We start from the raw sequence: 18,256 nt of genomic DNA, 5'->3' as shown, positions 1-18,256 counted from the left end.
GCAAGTGTTGGCATACAAAATGCTGCCACTGACCGCTGTTTTAGTCTTTGCGCACACGAAACCATGCCGCATACAGCGCCGGCAAGAATAACAACGTCAGCACCGTAGCGATCATTAATCCACCCATAATGGCCACTGCCATTGGACCAAAAAACACACTGCGCGACAATGGAATCATAGCTAGGATCGCAGCCAAAGCAGTGAGCATAATGGGCCTAAAGCGTCGTACTGTTGCGTCAATTACGGCCTGCCAGGGAGTATGTCCAAGGCTGATATCCGTTTCGATTTGATCTACTAAGATAACCGAGTTGCGCATAATCATACCGGTTAAAGCAATGGTACCGAGCATCGCGACAAAACCAAACGGCTGATTAAATAACAATAAAAACAATGTCACGCCAATTAAACCCAGTGGTGCAGTTAGGAACACCAGCACTGAACGTGAAAAACTGCGCAGCTGAATCATCAATAATGATAGCACCACCAGCAAGAACAGCGGCATCCCCGCCATCACTGACTCTTGTCCGCGATTGGCGTCCTCTACAGTACCGCCAACCTCCAGCAAGTAACCATCAGGCAACGCATCACGCACCGCTTGCAAGCTCGGCAAAATTTCCTGCACAACATCCACCGCTTGCTGCTGCCCATAAATGTCAGCGCGCACAGTGACGCTGGGCAAACGATTACGATGCCAAATCACACCCTCTTCAAAACCGTACTCTAGAGTAGCCACCTGTGACAAAGATATGCTGGTGCCATGCTCGGTGGGAATGGCCAAACTGCCTAAGCTGGCCAGATCTTCACGGTCTTCTAAGGTTCCGCGCTGGAGGATTTCAATCAGCTCGTTGCCTTCACGAAACTGCCCCACACTGGCACCTGATAAAGCACCGCGCAAGAACTGTGAAACACCAACAGTGCTGACGCCTAGTGCACGCGCACGGTCTTGATCAATTTGCAGAGTCACCACTTTACTGGGCTCTTCCCAATCTAAGTGCACATTACTGACGTGTGGGTTGTCACGCACGGCTACTGCAACTTGTCGCGCCAATTGACGCACTTGCAGGATGTGTTCGCCAGTCACCCGAAACTGCACGGGGTAACCAACTGGCGGTCCATTCTCAAGACGGGTAATGCGCGAACGCAGATCTGGAAACTGTTCTTGCAAGGTCTCAATGAGCCATGCACGCACCGCTTCTCGCTGCTCTAAACTTTGGGTGATCATTACAAATTGAGCAAAGCTGGTTGCTGGTAATTGCTGATCAAGCGGCAAGTAAAAGCGTGGCGAGCCTGAGCCAATATAAGCGACATAGTTTTCAATGCCTTCGCGCTCTTTGAGCAGACCTTCAATGGTTTCTACATGCGCTTGCGTGGCTTTTAAAGAGGCACCTTCAGCCAACTTGATGTCCAGCAATAGCTCTAAGCGATTAGAATCAGCAAAGAACTGCTTAGGCACAAAGCGAAAGGTATAAATAGAACCGACAAATAACAGCACGGTCACTAAAATAACGATAGCTCTATGACTGACACACCAAGTTATCACCGCTCGAATACGCTTATACAATGGCGTGGCATAGGGATCATGCTCGCCATCCTTGCTGCCATGTTTGGCTGCTTTAAGCTTGCCTAGGTCGGGTAATAATTTATCACCCAGATACGGCACAAACACCACCGCAGCAATCCACGACACGATCAGCGCGATACCGACGACTTGGAAAATTGAGCGAGTGTACTCACCGACACTGGACTCTGCCGTCGCAATGGGTAAAAAACCAGCTGCAGTAATCAGGGTGCCGGTCAGCATTGGAAACGCGGTACTGGTCCAAGCGAAGCTGGCAGCATTGAAACGGTCCATGCCCTGCTCCATTTTTATCGCCATCATTTCAACAGCGATAATCGCATCATCGACCATTAAGCCCAATGCCAGCACCAATGCACCCAGCGAGATCTTATGTAAGCCGATGCCAAAGTAATTCATTAAGGCAAAGGTCATTGCCAACACCAGTGGGATGGATAACGCCACCACCAGACCGGTGCGAAAGCCCAGCGAGAAGAAACACACCAGCAAGACAATGCCCAAGGCCTCAACCAGCACTTGCACGAACTCACCGACACTCTCTTTAACTGCTGCGGGTTGATCAGAGACCTTGCGCAGCTCCATACCGACCGGCAAAGTTGCTTGCAAGCGTGCAAACTCGAGTTCTAAAGCCTCTCCCAAGACTAAAATATCACCACCGTCACGCATTGCTACTGCAATAGCTAAGGCGTTCTCACTCATAAAGCGTACACGCGGTGCAGCGGGATCATTAAAGCCTCTGCGCACTTGGGCGATATCACCTAAACGAAAAGTGCGCTCGCCGACGCGAATGGGAAATTCGCGAATTTCTTTGACCGTATCAAAACGGCCGCTGACGCGCAGCTGTACACGATCGGTTGGTGTTTCAAAAAAGCCGGTGGCTGACACGCTATTTTGTTCACTTAATGCGTGTTGCACTGCTTTAAGCGACAAACCCAAACTGGCTAGACGGGTATTGGACAGCTCAACCCAAATTTTCTCATCTTGTAGGCCTAAAATTTCAACCTTACCAACATCTTTCACCCGCTGTAATTGCAACTGCACACGATCGGCATAGTCTTTTAAAACAGCATAATCAAAACCTTGACCGGTCAACGCATAGATATTGCCAAAAGTGGTACCAAACTCGTCATTAAAAAACGGACCCTGCACACCCGGCGGCAGCGTATGTTTGATATCGCTAATTTTCTTGCGTATCTGATACCACAGTTCAGGAACTTGTTTAGAATTGAGACTATCGCGTGCAGCAAAGGTGACTTGCGACTCGCCGGGCCTAGAGAAAGATACAATCTTGTCAAACTCACCGGTTTCCATCAGTTTCTTTTCAATGCGCTCAGTGACTTGCTGCGCCACTTCTTCAGCAGTCGCACCCGGCCAAACGGTATTGATTACCATAGCTTTAAAGGTAAAAGGCGGATCTTCACTCTGACCTAAACCGCTGTAAGACATGCTGCCAATGATCGCCAGCAACACCATACTAAACAACACCAGCGGACGATTATTAAGCGCCCAAGCAGAAAGGTTAAAGCGCATCTGCATTACTCCTTGGCACTTAATGGCACAGGCTGATTAGTACGATCAACCGGTCGCACCGCCTGCCCTTCTAGCAACAGATGCACACCCGCCGCCACAACCCACTCATCGCCCTGCAAGCCATCTACAACAGGCACCTGTTCTTGACCAAATGCACCAAGCTGCACGTTACGCTTATGCACTTGCGAGGTTGCTGGATCAACCACCCAAACATAAGGCTGATCAGCCTCTGCGGTGACCGCTGACAATGGCACAGCATATTCATTGTCGGCACTGGAATGCATATAGACTCTAGCGCTTTGCCCAAGCTCGGCAGCGATAGTGGCGGTACGAAAAGCAACCCGCGCCGCATAGGTGCGCGAACGTGAATCGGCTGAAGGGGCAATTTCACGAATTTCCCCAGCAAAGCGTCGATCCGGTTGCGACCACAACGTCACCTCAACCGCTTGCCCGACTTTAAAGCGCTCAATGCTGTGTTCAGGCAAGTTAATCGCCACCTCACGCTCACCATCAGCAGCCAAAATAAACACTGTTTGTCCTGCAGCAACAACCTGTCCTGCCTCCACTTGTGCTTGTGAAATCACACCAAAGTAAGGTGCGCGCAGCTCCGTATAATCCGCTTGATTTTTTGCCGCTTCTAGCTCTGCTTGAGCCTGACGTAAGCGCGCTGCACCAGCCTTAAACTGGTTTTCAGCTGTGTCATAGTGTGAACGGCTGAGCAGCTGTCGATCCAGCAGCTTTTTATAACGATCACGCTCGGCTTGTACCAACTGCAAGTTGGCTTGCGCTGCTGAAACCTGCGCCTGCATTGCATCTAGGTGCAAGCGCACATCTTCTGGATCGAGCCGCGCTAACACTTGATCTGTCGTCACCTTGGTACCAACATCAACCAAGCGCTCAGTCACTTTACCGCCCAAGCGAAACGCCAATGCAGGCTCTAAGCGTGCACGCACTTCACCAGGAAAAGCGACAGTTGTATCGTTGGATAGCAGCGGCTTGATCACCATAACTGGACGTGTATTGCTGACAACAGGTGCCTCTTCACTGCAGGCGCTAAGCAGTGCCAATGACATGTAAAGACATAAATAAAAGATACGGTGCGACATAACAAATGAACCTTTAGCGACAGCGGCTGGAATACATGACAAGAGAAGTATAGTAAAATACTACACTGATGAGTTCACTATTTATTTAATATGCCTAAAACCTTACCGACAACTGGCCCAGGCCGCCCGAAAAACCTAATAAAGCGCGCAGCTATACTTGATGCAGCACAGGCTTTGTTCTTACGCCACGGCTATGACGGCAGCAGTATGGATGCCATCGCGCAAGAAGCAGGTGTATCCAAACTCACGGTTTACAACCACTTTACCGATAAAGAAACTCTGTTTTGCGCAGCCATTGAAGCCAAATGCGAAACACAGCTGACGTTATTATTTGTCAGCTCAACAGATACACCGCCGAGCAATTTGCGCGAGTGTTTATTAGGTATTGCGCACAGCTTCCAAGCGCTTGTAGACAGCCCAGAATCTTTGGCAATGCATCGCTTAATTATTAGCCACGCCCTCAGCAATCCAGCACTGTCTTTGTTATTTTACGAAGCAACAGCACTGCGCATTATCAATAAGATGGAGCAACTGCTGATGACTATCGATAAAGCTAAGCAGTTGGATATTGCAAAACCTAGGCAAGCTGCGGAGCATTTTTTCAGCTTACTTAAAGGCACACGTAATTTGCAGTTACTGGTCGGCTATCAGCCAGAACACGCTTCATTAAACGTACAACAAGATGTCGAAGATGTTGTTGATTTATTTATAAAAGCCTATCAACCCAATCCATAACCTCTCTGCTGAATCCGCTGCACACAATAGAAGCTCGCGGCCTGTGGGGGTTCTTTTTCAGTTACAAGCCTTTACAATGCGAGTTTTGCTTTTTCAATAACGGGATACATCCTATGTCTGATCACGCTTTACTGCTCGCGAATCTTGGCTCTCCACGCTCAACTTCCGTCAGCGATGTACGCCGCTACCTAAACCAGTTTTTAATGGACCCCTATGTCATTGACATACCTTGGCCGCTGCGCCGCTTACTGGTGGGTTTGATTTTGATCAATCGCCCTGCCAAGTCAGCTGAAGCTTATGCCTCAATCTGGTGGCCAGAAGGCTCACCACTAGTAGTGATCAGCGAGCAGTTAACCGAGGCCGTGCGCCCCTTATGGCCACACGGCCCAGTGTCACTGGCCATGCGTTACGGTGAGCCCTCAATTAGTACGCGCTTGCTCGAACTGGCCAAGCAAGGTGTTAAAACAGTGACATTTGCCCCGCTGTACCCTCAGTTTGCTGACAGCACCACAACCACCGCAATTAAAGAAGCGCAGCTGTGCATTAAGAAAAACAACTTAGCGCTTAAGTTAAATATCGTTCAGCCTTTTTATGCTGATCCAATCTATATCAAGGCTCTGGCAAAAAGTGCTGAAGCAGAACTGCAACAAGATTTTGATCACCTATTGCTAAGTTTTCACGGTTTACCTGAAAGTCACCTAAAAAAACTCGACCCGACAGGCTCGCATTGTTTAAGCGACAAATCATGCTGTGCAACAGCCAGCCAAGCGGTATTGGATACTTGTTATCGCGCGCAATGCATGCGCAGCGCTGAGTTATTTGCGCAAGAAGCTGGCTTACGTGCTGATCAATGGTCGGTAGCGTTTCAGTCGCGCTTAGGCCGCAATAAGTGGATCGAACCCTACACCGATGCGACCTTAGAAGCGCTGGCAGCGCGCGGGGTTAAAAAACTCTTGGTTATGTCGCCTGCATTTGTTGCAGATTGTATCGAAACGCTAGAAGAGCTCGGCATTGAAGGGCGCGAAGAATTTATAGCCGCTGGCGGCAAAGAGCTCGTCCTTATTCCTTGCTTAAATGCCCAGCAACACTGGGCGCAAGCCTTAACGCAGATCTGCGCTAACAGCACAAATTAACCACTAAAAAATCCTATTATTTTCAATAAAGCGGCTTCTTTGAAGCCGTCTTGGCTTAGCAAATAAACAGTCGATCTTTTTAGCTCTTCCCGCTTTGCATTTGCAGCGGTATCCTAGGCACTTAAATTTGTTAAGTAGGCATTTTTCGAACCCTTGAACACATCAACTGATACCCATCGCTTTACCCTCGACGCCTTTGAGGTGGCACGTTTTGCAAACTTGTGCGGCCAATATGACGAGCATTTACGTTTAATCGAGCAACGATTAAATATCACCATCCGCAATCGCGGCGAGCAGTTCGAACTGCTCGGCCCTCGCGAACAGACCCGTGCAGCGGAACAGCTGTTACGACGCTTGTATCGAGAAACCAAACATACTGACTTGGCACCAGATACCGTGCACCTCTTTTTGCAAGAGTCGAGCATGCAAGAGCTGACAACCCCTTCAGCAATCAGTAGTCATACTGTAACGCTGCGAACACGTAAAGGGGTGATTCGACCGCGCGGTGAAAATCAGCAAAATTACGTGAAGTCGATCTTAGCGCATGACATCAACTTTGGTGTTGGCCCAGCAGGGACAGGTAAAACCTATCTAGCGGTTGCCTGTGCTGTGGATGCTCTTGAGCGTGAACTGGTGCAGCGTATTTTATTAGTGCGTCCAGCTGTCGAAGCGGGCGAAAAACTGGGTTTTTTACCTGGTGACTTAGCGCAAAAAATTGATCCGTATTTGCGTCCTTTATATGATGCTTTGTATGAAATGCTTGGCTTTGAGCACGTCACTCGCCTGATTGAAAAACAAGTCATTGAAGTGGCACCTTTGGCCTACATGCGTGGCCGTACGCTCAGCAATAGTTTTATTATCTTAGATGAAAGCCAGAACACCACTGTTGAACAAATGAAAATGTTCTTAACTCGGATTGGCTTTGGCTCAACCGCAGTCATTACTGGCGACATCACCCAAGTCGACTTGCCACGCGGTACAACTTCGGGCCTTATCCATGTTGCTAAGGTCTTGCAAGATATACCTGGCATAGGTTTTACATTTTTCAAGTCCGCTGACGTGGTACGCCATCCGCTCGTGCAGCGCATTGTTGAAGCCTATGAAAGCTATGACTGCGCAGCACGCACCGAGCCTGTTAGAGAACTACGCCCTTGATTGAACTTGATCTACAGATAGCCAGCACAGCAGATGCGCTACCCAGTCATGCTGATTTTCTCGCTTGGTGCAATTTGGCCTTGCGTCAACGCAGCAATGCTTCTGAACTGACGATCCGCTTGGTTGACGCTGAAGAAGGCCTGCAGCTTAACTCGACATGGCGAGCAAAAGACTATCCTACCAATGTACTGTCATTTCCTGCTGACATTCCAGATGGTTTATTGGATATTCCCTTTCTGGGTGATTTAGTTATTTGCGTGCCCGTTGTTGAAAAAGAAGCAGCAAAGCAAAATAAACAGCTGGCAGCGCACTGGGCACATTTGGTCATTCATGGCTGCTTACATTTATTGGGCTATGATCATATTAACGATATTGAAGCTGAAGAGATGGAAAATTTAGAACGCCAGTTACTGGCTGAAATTGGCTACCCTGACCCTTATCGCGACAATCAATATACGGATTTAATACAACCATGAGTGAAGATAATTCTAGCAACGGGCAAAAGTCATGGCTGGATAAGTTGACCCAGGCTTTTACCCAAGAACCCAAAACACGCAAAGAATTGTTCGAACTGCTTCGCGAAGCAAACCGCAATAAACTGTTGGATAATGACGCCCTTGCCATTGTTGAAGGAGCAATCCAGATTGCTGACTTGCAAGTGCGTGACATTATGATCCCGCGTTCTCAAATGATCAGCATCAAAGCTTGCCAAAAGCCTGAAGAATTCTTGCCGTCAATTATTGATGCAGCGCACTCGCGCTACCCAGTTGTCGGCGAAAATAACGATGAAGTATTGGGCATTTTACTGGCTAAGGATTTATTACCACTGATCCTAAAAAACAACGACACCTTTGATTTGCGTAGTACATTGCGCCCTTGCAACTTCGTACCAGAGTCCAAGCGTCTCAACGTTTTGCTCAAAGAGTTTCGTGCCAACCATAACCATATGGCGGTGGTTATTGATGAGTACGGCGGTGTTGCTGGCTTAGTTACAATTGAAGATGTCCTAGAACAAATTGTCGGCGATATTGAAGACGAGCACGATGTCGAAGAAGACAGCTACATCCGCACACTTCCGACAGGCGATTACATTGTCAAAGCTCTCACCCCTGTTGATGACTTTAATGACTTTTTCGACAGCGGCTTCTCTGAGGATGAATTTGATACCATCGGCGGCGTAGTGATGAGTGCTTTCGGCCACCTCCCTAAGCGCAATGAAACCATTGAAGTCGATCGCATGCGTTTTCGTATTCTCAATGCTGATAGCCGTCGCTTACATCTATTGCGTGTCACACGCTTGGACAAAAACCCTCTGTAAAGCACATCGATAAAGCTGCACGGGGATGGCTTGACTCACATATGGATTGCGCTCAGGAACTAAACCCATGCATTGGTTGACTCGCACCGGCTGGATTGGCAATGGCATTGCCCTCATTGCTGGTGCATTAATTACGCTAACCCTAGCACCATTTAATATTTGGCCACTGGCGCTTATCGCTTGCATGACGCTATATATTGGCCTGAGTGAACTCAGCGCACGCCATGCAGCCATACGCAGCTGGTGGTTTGGTCTTGGGTTATTTGCCAGTGGTACCAGCTGGGTATACGTCAGCATTCATGACTATGGCGCGGCTTCAGCTCCGTTAGCCTTTTTCTTAACAGTGCTTTTTGTCGCTGGTTTAGCGTTTTTTTTAGCCTTATTTGGCTGGCTATGGGCACGCTTTTTTCGTCAGAATAACCACTCCACTAGCAATGCCTTGGCCTTTGCCGTCCTGTGGGTCGCTATTGAAGCCTTTCGCGGCTGGTTTTTAACCGGATTTCCTTGGCTGTATATTGGTTATAGCCAACTGCATGGGCCTTTAGCAGGTTTTGCACCCATCGGTGGTGTTTGGTTAATTTCCTTTATATTAGCGCTCAGCAGTGTATTGCTGCTCATTCTATTGAAAAACCAGCAATGGCAGTCACGCCTTACTGCTGCTTTGCTCTTGTCTATTCTTTGGGTGTCGGGCTTTGCTCTGCAATCTCTAGAATGGACACAGCCCTCAGGCGATCCGCTCAGCGTTACCGCTATCCAAGGCAATATCGAGCAAAATTTAAAATGGGATCCGACACAAATTGAAGCACAACTTTTGCTGTACCAATCACTCACTTTAAATGCCGCCCCTAGTGATTTGATTATCTGGCCAGAAACAGCCGTGCCAATTTTAAAAGACCAAGCACAAGGCTATCTAAACAGTATGGATCGTATCATTGGCCGACAAGACTCGGCACTGATCACCGGCCTGCCCTTGCGACAAAACGATGACAATGGCAACCTGCGCTATTACAACGCCATCACCACACTCGGCGAAAGTCAAGGTGAATACCTTAAGCAAAAACTTGTGCCCTTTGGTGAGTATGTCCCGCTACAAGATCTGCTACGCGGCTTGATCGCTTTCTTTGATTTACCGATGTCCGACTTTGCGCGCGGATCAAACCAACAACCGCCGCTCAACGCCAAAGGCTACAAAATAGCACCTTATATTTGTTACGAAGTGGTCTACCCTGAGTTCGCAACTAAACTGGCTGCGCAAAGCGATATCTTACTGACCATCAGTAATGACACTTGGTTTGGCACCTCAATTGGCCCGATGCAACACTTGCAGATGGCACAAATGCGCGCGCTAGAGGCAGGGCGTTGGATGATTCGCGCCACCAATAATGGTGTTAGCGCTCTGATTGATCCGCAGGGCCAAATCAGCGCAACAGTTCCGCAGTTTCAACAAGCCGTGTTGCGTGGTTCGGTTGTACCTATGCAAGGCTTAACACCTTACTTGCGCTGGCAGTCTTGGCCGTTAATCCTGCTCTGCGCTCTGTGCTTGATACCTGCAGTGTTACAACGCAAACTTCAGCGTAAAGGCTCTTGAAACCAGCTCTGTAAATGTCGCGCAGTGAAGCCTAAAAAACCTGCGCGCAATGCCATAAACAGCAAGAAAGCGATCCACAGTCCATGATTGCCCAACCCCTGCAGTAACCAAGCGATAGGCGCGCAGACCATGACTGCCAAGAGCATGCTATTGCGCATTTCTCGCGCACGTGTTGCACCTATAAACAGGCCATCCATGACATAACTCCAGACTGTAATCAGTGGCAGGAGCGCCAGATAGATCAAATAGCCCGATGCGGTTTTTTGCACGCTTGGAATATTGGTTTGTAGAGCAATAAATAAATCGCCAAACAACCAAAATAACAATGCAAAAACGCTGCTAGCAAGTAATAAATAGATGCTTACCAAGCACAGAGCCCTCTGCAATGCTCGGCGATCTTGCTGCCCCAAGGCGTGTCCCGTGAGCGCCTCCAGAGCGTGGGCTAAACCATCTAAGGCATAGGAACACAAGAGCAGACCATTGAGCAATAAAGCATTGGCGGCAACAGTATTATCACCCAAACGCGCACCTTGAAAGGTGACTGTAAAGAACACAGCTTGCAAGGCGAGACTGCGGATCAAAATATCACGATTGACCGCCAATAAAGGCCGCCAATGACTCCAGCCTAACAAGTGCTGCCAGAAATTGAGCAGGGGTCCTTTATCAACATAACGCCAAGCTAAAGCCAGACCAAGCACAGCACCTGACCACTCAGCAATGACCGAAGCGCGCGCAGCACCAGCAACGCCCCAATGCAAACCGAAAACAAAATAGACATCCAAAACGATATTGACTGAATTAGCCAGCAGCAACATCCATAATGCCGCGCGTGCATTTTGTAAGCCCAACAGCCAACCAGCAAGCACATGCATCATTAACGCAGCAGGCAAGCCATACAGACGTATCAACACATACTGTTGTGCCAGTGCCTGCAAATCTCCTGACGTGTCCATCCAAGCTAAAACATGCGGCAGCAACGGCAAGGCAATCGCCAAACACAGTACCGTTAAAACAACCACCAACATTAAGCTCTGCAATAATATATAGCGCAAAGCATGCTGATCATTACGCCCTGCTGCTTGCGCAGCAAAGCCGGTACTGCCCATACGCAGAAAGCCGCACGTCCACACCAGCATGGTGTAAATGCTGCCACCCACCGCGACAGCCCCCAGTTGATAGGCATGCGGTAAGCGTCCCACCACAGCGCTATCAACCAGAGCCACTAAAGGTACAGATAAATTACTGAGGATCATCGGTATAGCTAGGGCGAATAAACGCTGGCGTGTACCGGCGTGCTGCCATGCATCAAGCAACATGGCATAAAAGCCTTGCATAAAACTAAAGCCCTCGTTAGGTCGAGGTCAGATCAATACAACGCCTGATATAAACGGCGGCGATACAAGGTCACCAGCGGATGCTCGGTGCCCAGTAACTCAAACACTTGTAACAGGGTTGTATGCGCAGCACCATCCGCAAAACTGCGGTTACGAATAAATAACTGCAACAAACTCTCTAAAGCAGGCTCATAATGCTGTCGTGCTAACTGTTGAATACTGAGCTGTAACACTGCCTCATCATCATGGGCATTTTTTGCTAAACGGGTTTTCAGTTCTGCCATATCTGGCAACTCTGCTGCCTGGCGCAAAAATGTTAATTGTGCACGCACCGCAGCAACTGCATGTTTTTGCGCATCATCAGTAACTGAATTCAAGACCGTTTCCGCATCAGCTAATGCCCCGCGCTCCGTGAGACAGCGCGCATATAGCAGCAACGCCGCAGGCTGCTGGTCATCACCAGATAAGAGCTTTTTGAGCAGACTTTCAGCTTGAGCAAACTCACCGTTATCAAACAAGGTTTGTGCGGTGAATATGGGATCTTCTGCAATCTCGGCAGGCTCAGCCACATGTTTACTTAGAAAGGCGCGAATATCCGACTCAGATTGCGCACCGGTAAAGCCATCAACGGGTTTACCATCTTTAAACAACACGACAGTCGGTAAGCTTTGCACACCCAATCGCGCCACAATTTCTTGTTCAACATCGCAATCAACTTTAGCCAGCAACAACTCACCCGTATAACTATCGACAATCTTCTCTAACAAAGGCATCAACAGCTTGCATGGTGCGCACCAGTGCGCCCAAAAATCAACCAAAACAGGCTTATGTGATGAATTCTGTACAACTAGCTGCTCGAACTGTTCAACACCTGCCACATCAAATACAAAAGCATTATCAGTCACGTTATATCCTTCATTAAGTAGTTAAATATTTTGCAAATTATGAACGGCGTAGAGCTCGATAAACTTTAAAGCCATCACGCTCAGCTAATACTGTGCATGGACCCAAATATTGTTCAATCAAGGGTGGATACTTTAAAAAACTATTGGCAACAATACGCAACTCACCTCCAGGCTGCAGATGCGCGGCCGCTTCACGCAATAAAGTTTCAGTGGTCTGATACTGCGTGTGTACGCCTTGGTGGAACGGCGGGTTACTAATAATAGCCATTAATTGCTTCGGTGCAGCGTGAATACCATCACCAGCAATAGTGTTGGCCTCCAGCCCATTGGCAGCCAAGGTTAATTGGCTACTGTATATAGCAAAGGCATCAACATCCAACATACTGATCTGTGCATTGGGATAGCGCATTTTCAAAAAAGAACCTACTACACCTGCGCCACAACCAAAGTCCAAATAATGCCCGCTTGGTAAATCTTCTAAACACTCCAAAAGTAACTGCGTACCTAAATCCAAACGCCCATGACTAAACACACCTGGCACCGAATGCACCTGAAGGGGTTGCCCTGCTGCATTGACACTAAAGACCTTACTGGCTGCTGTTAAATCTGGTGCCTGTGGCTTATCGCTCACTTCACAGCGCCACAACTGACAATGCCTAGCACTATCGACCTTACTGGTTTTACCAAATGCCGCCAATTGCTTTGCAGCGCGCTCTGCACCTGCTCGTTTTTCACCCACTAAAAACAACAGTCCACCAGGTATTTTGGCAGCAAGCTCTTGCAGTAAATATTCAGTCAGGTCGCGTGACTTTGGTAAAAACAAAACCCCTGCTGTGTATTCTGCTGGCTGTAGCTCCGTAGAAAAAAAACAACGCTGGGTAAAGCGCTGGATGAGCTGTTGATATTCACCAGCGTGCCAACTCCAGCCGCGCGCTTCCGGTAACTGACTAAGTAAATCATCAGCGGGCAAGCCAGCTAACAATACTTTGCCTTGAAATAGAGCGACATTTCGCAACAGCACCTGACTTCTTGGATCCATAGTGACACACCTAAAAATATTGCCGCATTTTACCAGCAAAACTATGGGTTAGGCGCAAAGCTAAGGAAACACTGAATAATGTTGGCGAGGCAGTCCAGGGCTAGGTGCAACGATCAGCTGGAGAACAGCCAAAGGCTGACCCGAAGGGGAGCGCTAGCGAGTCAAATCGGCTCAAAAGCGCGGTTTACACATAGTAAATGAGTATTTTATTCGCCTCGCCCACCCTTCGGAGCTATGCAAAACACGTTCAATATAAAGATTGTGAGCCATTTTTTAACGCTGCCCTAACAATGCAGGTAATTATTCAGCGTTTCCCTAAGTAATACTGCTGTTTAGCATTCCTAGGATACACCTTTCGGAGAAGGTCACAGATCGCAGAGCGCAACGTATTAATCTTATTCCAGTTATAAAAAATCCCAAGCGATTTTGAACTGCACAAATAGCTGGACTAATCACCGCCCAACTTCCAGCCCTGCGCTCACGTTCAACTGCATGCTTGCTTAAATATCACTAGCATCTGAGTGGCGATAATGTTGCTACGAAAACAGTGTTTGTCTTGGTGCATCCTTTATTTGTTTTCTTCAGCAGACACCAATAGCCAGTTACTGTCGGCATTTAGACCGATTGCTGCACCAGCTTTGAGATTGACATCCTGATTAATTGTGTCGCGCCAATCCAGCAGTGAAAAGTCACTAGTTCGCTAACGCTTAAACATTGCTCAACAAAAGGCTGAAGCAGTCGTGTACGCTGACGCGGCGATAGAACATCTGCACCGTTAAGCTCAATGCTATCGACTTGAAGGCAAGCGCTGCTGTCGTCTGCTGGCAGACTTGGTACGCTCACCTCTCGGCTTGGGAGGGACTGTAGCTCGTCGAAGCGACGCTGCTGCTCTTGCAGCAAACGTTCTTGACGCTCGCGCGACAGCTCTATGTCTATAGGAAGCTGTGCATACGCATCAGCACTCGATAGATAAAGAAAAATTAGGGTAGCAAATCCATTTGCTTTTGAAATCATATTTCACCAGTCGTCCGTGACTACGTGGTCATACTCACTTATTTTTAAATATAGTTGCGTGATGAAATTCACAAAAAAACAAGAAATGAAAATATTAAAGGTTGTCGATTCGATTATTTAATATTAGCTGGTGGTACTGAAAGCACTCAATCGACTAATGTCCTTTTAGACACTTTTATCGGTCTAGCTTATTTTTCTCCCGTAGCTAGCCTGAGGCAAGCTGGTCGCCACCGAAACATCTCTTTATTGCTGAGCGGTGAATTAACTATTACAAACACATCGATGTAGCCTTCTACGGACCTGGGCGCCTTGTTTGCTTCTGAACTGGTACCGTCTGCATGAACAAGTTAATTTATCGTATTGCAGGCATAAAAAAACCCCAGACCATTTCTGATCTAGGGTTTTGTGTTTAAGCTTGACAATGACCTACTCTCACATGGGGAAACCCCACACTACCATCGGCGATGCATCGTTTCACTTCTGAGTTCGGGATGGGATCAGGTGGTTCCAATGCTCTATGGTCGTCAAGCAATTCTTTTTGAGGAGCCGTTTCTCACTTTCGTGATCATCGTCTTCTCTAATTAGGCATGCAATAGTATCAGTTTATTTGTGCGCTTTGCGAACTTTCGGTCACAATTCGTCTTCCCAAATTGTTTGGGTGTTATATGGTCAAGCCTCACGGGCAATTAGTATTGGTTAGCTCAATGCCTCACAGCACTTACACACCCAACCTATCAACCTTGTAGTCTTCAAGGGCCCTTCAGGGAGCTTAAAGCTCCAGTGAGATCTCATCTTGAGGCAAGCTTCCCGCTTAGATGCTTTCAGCGGTTATCTCTTCCGAACATAGCTACCCGGCAATGCCACTGGCGTGACAACCGGAACACCAGAGGTTCGTCCACTCCGGTCCTCTCGTACTAGGAGCAGCCCCTCTCAAATCTCAAACGTCCACGACAGATAGGGACCGAACTGTCTCACGACGTTCTAAACCCAGCTCGCGTACCACTTTAAATGGCGAACAGCCATACCCTTGGGACCGGCTTCAGCCCCAGGATGTGATGAGCCGACATCGAGGTGCCAAACACCGCCGTCGATATGAACTCTTGGGCGGTATCAGCCTGTTATCCCCGGAGTACCTTTTATCCGTTGAGCGATGGCCCTTCCATACAGAACCACCGGATCACTAAGACCTACTTTCGTACCTGCTCGACTTGTTGGTCTCGCAGTTAAGCGCGCTTTTGCCTTTATACTCTACGACCGATTTCCGACCGGTCTGAGCGCACCTTCGTACTCCTCCGTTACTCTTTAGGAGGAGACCGCCCCAGTCAAACTACCCACCATACACTGTCCTCGATCCGGATAACGGACCAGAGTTAGAACCTCAAAGTTGCCAGGGTGGTATTTCAAGGTTGGCTCCACTGCAACTAGCGTCGCAGTTTCAAAGCCTCCCACCTATCCTACACAAACAACTTCAAAGTCCAGTGCAAAGCTATAGTAAAGGTTCACGGGGTCTTTCCGTCTTGCCGCGGATACACTGCATCTTCACAGCGATTTCAATTTCACTGAGTCTCGGGTGGAGACAGCGCCGCCATCGTTACGCCATTCGTGCAGGTCGGAACTTACCCGACAAGGAATTTCGCTACCTTAGGACCGTTATAGTTACGGCCGCCGTTTACTGGGGCTTCGATCAAGAGCTTCGCTTACGCTAACCCCATCAATTAACCTTCCAGCACCGGGCAGGCGTCAGACCCTATACGTCCTCTTTCGAGTTTGCAGAGTCCTGTGTTTTTAATAAACAGTCGCAGCGGCCTGGTATCTTCGACTAGCAAAGGCTTACGTAGTAAATACTTCACCCTCACCAGCGCACCTTCTCCCGAAGTTACGGTGCCATTTTGCCTAGTTCCTTCACCCGAGTTCTCTCAAGCGCCTTGGTATTCTCTACCCAACCACCTGTGTCGGTTTGGGGTACGGTTCCTAATTATCTGAAGCTTAGAAGTTTTTCTTGGAAGCATGGCATCAACCACTTCGCATTCTAAAGAACGCTCGTCATCAGCTCTCGGCATTAACAAAATCCCGGATTTTCCTAAGATCTCTGCCTACCACCTTAAACAGGGACAACCAACGCCCTGATGGCCTAGCCTTCTCCGTCTCTCCATCGCAATAATTAGAAGTACAGGAATATTAACCTGTTTCCCATCGACTACACTTTTCAGTCTCGCCTTAGGGGCCGACTCACCCTGCGTCGATTAACGTTGCGCAGGAAACCTTGGTCTTTCGGCGTGAGTGTTTTTCACACTCATTATCGTTACTCATGTCAGCATTCGCACTTGTGATACCTCCAGCAAGCTTCTCAACTCACCTTCAACGGCTTACACAACGCTCCTCTACCACATAGACATTCCCTTAAAACCACTGTTTATTTTACTTTTACTTCCCTCAACGTGAGGGTGTGCTTTGCTCGCCTAACGGCTCGCAAGCGTAAACAATTGAATGATTTTAAGTGGAATGTCTATGTCCGTAGCTTCGGTGTATGGTTTGAGCCCCGTTACATCTTCCGCGCAGGCCGACTCGACTAGTGAGCTATTACGCTTTCTTTAAAAGATGGCTGCTTCTAAGCCAACTTCCTAGCTGTCTAAGCCTTCCCACATCGTTTCCCACTTAACCATAACTTTGGGACCTTAGCTGACGGTCTGGGTTGTTTCCCTTTCCACGACGGACGTTAGCACCCGCCGTGTGTCTCCCGTGCTCGCACTTGCTGGTATTCGGAGTTTGCATTGGGTTGGTAAGTCGGGATGACCCCCTAGCCAAAACAGTGCTCTACCCCCAGCAGTGATACACGAGGCGCTACCTAAATAGCTTTCGAGGAGAACCAGCTATCTCCGGGCTTGATTAGCCTTTCACTCCGATCCACAGGTCATCCGCTAGCTTTTCAACGATAGTCGGTTCGGTCCTCCAGTTAGTGTTACCCAACCTTCAACCTGCCCATGGATAGATCGCCCGGTTTCGGGTCTATTCCCAGCGACTGTCGCCCTATTAAGACTCGCTTTCGCTACGCCTCCCCTATTCGGTTAAGCTTGCCACTGAAAATAAGTCGCTGACCCATTATACAAAAGGTACGCAGTCACCCGATCCTCAATAACACTGCTTGTTTAGTGTGTTGACCAACATTTGCAAGCAAATATTGTTACCTAAACAACCCATGTGTGTCATCAAAATTGTGCCACTCAATGTTATTGAGTGATCGGGCTCCCACTGCTTGTACGCATACGGTTTCAGGTTCTATTTCACTCCCCTCTCCGGGGTTCTTTTCGCCTTTCCCTCACGGTACTGGTTCACTATCGGTCAGTCAGTAGTATTTAGCCTTGGAGGATGGTCCCCCCATATTCAGACAAAGTTTCTCGTGCTCCGTCCTACTCGATTTCATGACTAAGAGATTTTCGTATACAGGGCTATCACCCACTATGGCGGCACTTTCCAGAGCCTTCTACTAATCTCTAAGCCACTTAAGGGCTAGTCCCCGTTCGCTCGCCACTACTAAGGGAATCTCGGTTGATTTCTTTTCCTACGGGTACTTAGATGTTTCAGTTCCCCGCGTTCGCCTCTTATAGCTATGTATTCACTATAAGATACCTAACTTACGTTAGGTGGGTTTCCCCATTCAGAGATCTCTGGATCACAGTCTGTTTGCCGACTCCCCAAAGCTTATCGCAGGCTACAACGTCTTTCATCGCCTCTGACTGCCAAGGCATCCACCGTATGCGCTTCTTCACTTGACCATATAACCCCAAGCAATTTGGTTATATATCTATAACGTGAAGATCGATAT

Annotated in this window: 12 protein-coding genes and 2 rRNA genes; 6 read left to right on the top strand and 8 right to left on the bottom strand. The window is 48.3% G+C overall.

What is annotated here, in order from left to right; genetic code table 11:
- Nucleotides 1–40: 40 nt before the first annotated feature.
- Entirely contained in the window at nt 41–3,106 is a 3,066-nt protein-coding gene (locus FXF61_RS01745) for an efflux RND transporter permease subunit (RefSeq protein WP_151183648.1), read from the bottom strand.
- A 5-nt stretch (nt 3,107–3,111) separates the two neighbouring features.
- Nucleotides 3,112–4,212 carry an efflux RND transporter periplasmic adaptor subunit gene (locus FXF61_RS01740; RefSeq protein WP_151183647.1) on the bottom strand — a complete coding sequence of 367 codons (1,101 nt, stop codon included), beginning with the start codon at nt 4,210–4,212 and terminating at the stop codon, nt 3,112–3,114.
- A 90-nt stretch (nt 4,213–4,302) separates the two neighbouring features.
- Here FXF61_RS01740 and FXF61_RS01735 point away from each other — a divergent pair, with 90 nt between their 5' ends.
- The 6 genes from FXF61_RS01735 to lnt all read left to right on the top strand — a co-directional run bounded on the left by FXF61_RS01735 (nt 4,303) and on the right by lnt (nt 10,141).
- The gene (locus tag FXF61_RS01735) at nt 4,303–4,947 is read left to right on the top strand and encodes a TetR/AcrR family transcriptional regulator (protein ID WP_151183646.1); all 645 of its coding nucleotides are present in this window, start codon (nt 4,303–4,305) and stop codon (nt 4,945–4,947) included.
- A gap of 113 nt (nt 4,948–5,060) precedes the next feature.
- Nucleotides 5,061–6,080 carry a ferrochelatase gene (gene hemH, locus FXF61_RS01730; protein ID WP_151183645.1) on the top strand — a complete coding sequence of 340 codons (1,020 nt, stop codon included), beginning with the start codon at nt 5,061–5,063 and terminating at the stop codon, nt 6,078–6,080.
- A 153-nt stretch (nt 6,081–6,233) separates the two neighbouring features.
- On the top strand, nt 6,234–7,235 hold the full coding sequence (locus tag FXF61_RS01725; protein ID WP_151183644.1) for a PhoH family protein: 1,002 nt from the start codon (nt 6,234–6,236) through the stop codon (nt 7,233–7,235).
- Nucleotides 7,232–7,711 (top strand): rRNA maturation RNase YbeY, encoded by a 480-nt coding sequence (ybeY, locus tag FXF61_RS01720; RefSeq protein WP_151183643.1) that lies wholly within the window; start codon nt 7,232–7,234, stop codon nt 7,709–7,711. The genes FXF61_RS01725 and ybeY overlap by 4 nt, the downstream gene beginning before the upstream one ends.
- A complete protein-coding gene (locus FXF61_RS01715; RefSeq protein WP_151183642.1) occupies nt 7,708–8,553 on the top strand; it encodes an HlyC/CorC family transporter in 846 nt (281 codons plus the stop codon). The genes ybeY and FXF61_RS01715 overlap by 4 nt, the downstream gene beginning before the upstream one ends.
- Before the next feature lie 67 nt (nt 8,554–8,620).
- Nucleotides 8,621–10,141 carry an apolipoprotein N-acyltransferase gene (gene lnt / locus FXF61_RS01710; RefSeq protein ID WP_151183641.1) on the top strand — a complete coding sequence of 507 codons (1,521 nt, stop codon included), beginning with the start codon at nt 8,621–8,623 and terminating at the stop codon, nt 10,139–10,141.
- Here lnt and FXF61_RS01705 read toward each other — a convergent pair.
- The 6 genes from FXF61_RS01705 to FXF61_RS01675 form a co-directional block, all read right to left on the bottom strand.
- Complete coding sequence (locus FXF61_RS01705; RefSeq protein ID WP_151183640.1) at nt 10,123–11,475, bottom strand: MATE family efflux transporter; 1,353 nt, start codon at nt 11,473–11,475, stop codon at nt 10,123–10,125. The two genes, lnt and FXF61_RS01705, sit on opposite strands and share 19 nt — an antisense overlap.
- Before the next feature lie 32 nt (nt 11,476–11,507).
- Nucleotides 11,508–12,380, bottom strand: a complete 873-nt coding sequence (gene trxA, locus FXF61_RS01700) for a thioredoxin (protein ID WP_151183639.1) — start codon at nt 12,378–12,380, stop codon at nt 11,508–11,510.
- Nucleotides 12,381–12,417: 37 nt separating this feature from the next.
- Entirely contained in the window at nt 12,418–13,419 is a 1,002-nt protein-coding gene (locus FXF61_RS01695) for a methyltransferase (RefSeq protein WP_151183638.1), read from the bottom strand.
- Nucleotides 13,420–14,034: 615 nt separating this feature from the next.
- Nucleotides 14,035–14,433 carry a POTRA domain-containing protein gene (locus FXF61_RS01690; RefSeq protein WP_151183637.1) on the bottom strand — a complete coding sequence of 133 codons (399 nt, stop codon included), beginning with the start codon at nt 14,431–14,433 and terminating at the stop codon, nt 14,035–14,037.
- Between the two features lie 413 nt (nt 14,434–14,846).
- Nucleotides 14,847–14,962 (bottom strand): 5S ribosomal RNA (gene rrf / locus FXF61_RS01680).
- A gap of 136 nt (nt 14,963–15,098) precedes the next feature.
- A 23S ribosomal RNA gene (locus tag FXF61_RS01675) occupies nt 15,099–18,206 on the bottom strand.
- Between the last annotated feature and the right edge of the window lie 50 nt (nt 18,207–18,256).

Source organism: Pseudomonas sp. C27(2019) (assembly GCF_008807395.1).
GTDB lineage: Bacteria > Pseudomonadota > Gammaproteobacteria > Pseudomonadales > Pseudomonadaceae > Denitrificimonas.
This window is presented reverse-complemented; position numbering and strand designations above follow the sequence as displayed.

Bases quoted from the DNA above. Each gene is read 5' to 3' on its own strand.
- hemH (WP_151183645.1), top strand. From the start codon at position 5,061: ATGTCTGATCACGCTTTACTGCTCGCGAATCTTGGCTCTCCACGCTCA.
- FXF61_RS01735 (WP_151183646.1), top strand. From the start codon at position 4,303: ATGCCTAAAACCTTACCGACAACTGGCCCAGGCCGCCCGAAAAACCTA.
- FXF61_RS01690 (WP_151183637.1), bottom strand. From the start codon at position 14,433: ATGATTTCAAAAGCAAATGGATTTGCTACCCTAATTTTTCTTTATCTA.
- FXF61_RS01740 (WP_151183647.1), bottom strand. From the start codon at position 4,212: ATGTCGCACCGTATCTTTTATTTATGTCTTTACATGTCATTGGCACTG.
- FXF61_RS01745 (WP_151183648.1), bottom strand. From the start codon at position 3,106: ATGCGCTTTAACCTTTCTGCTTGGGCGCTTAATAATCGTCCGCTGGTG.
- lnt (WP_151183641.1), top strand. From the start codon at position 8,621: ATGCATTGGTTGACTCGCACCGGCTGGATTGGCAATGGCATTGCCCTC.
- FXF61_RS01715 (WP_151183642.1), top strand. From the start codon at position 7,708: ATGAGTGAAGATAATTCTAGCAACGGGCAAAAGTCATGGCTGGATAAG.
- FXF61_RS01695 (WP_151183638.1), bottom strand. From the start codon at position 13,419: ATGGATCCAAGAAGTCAGGTGCTGTTGCGAAATGTCGCTCTATTTCAA.
- FXF61_RS01705 (WP_151183640.1), bottom strand. From the start codon at position 11,475: ATGCAAGGCTTTTATGCCATGTTGCTTGATGCATGGCAGCACGCCGGT.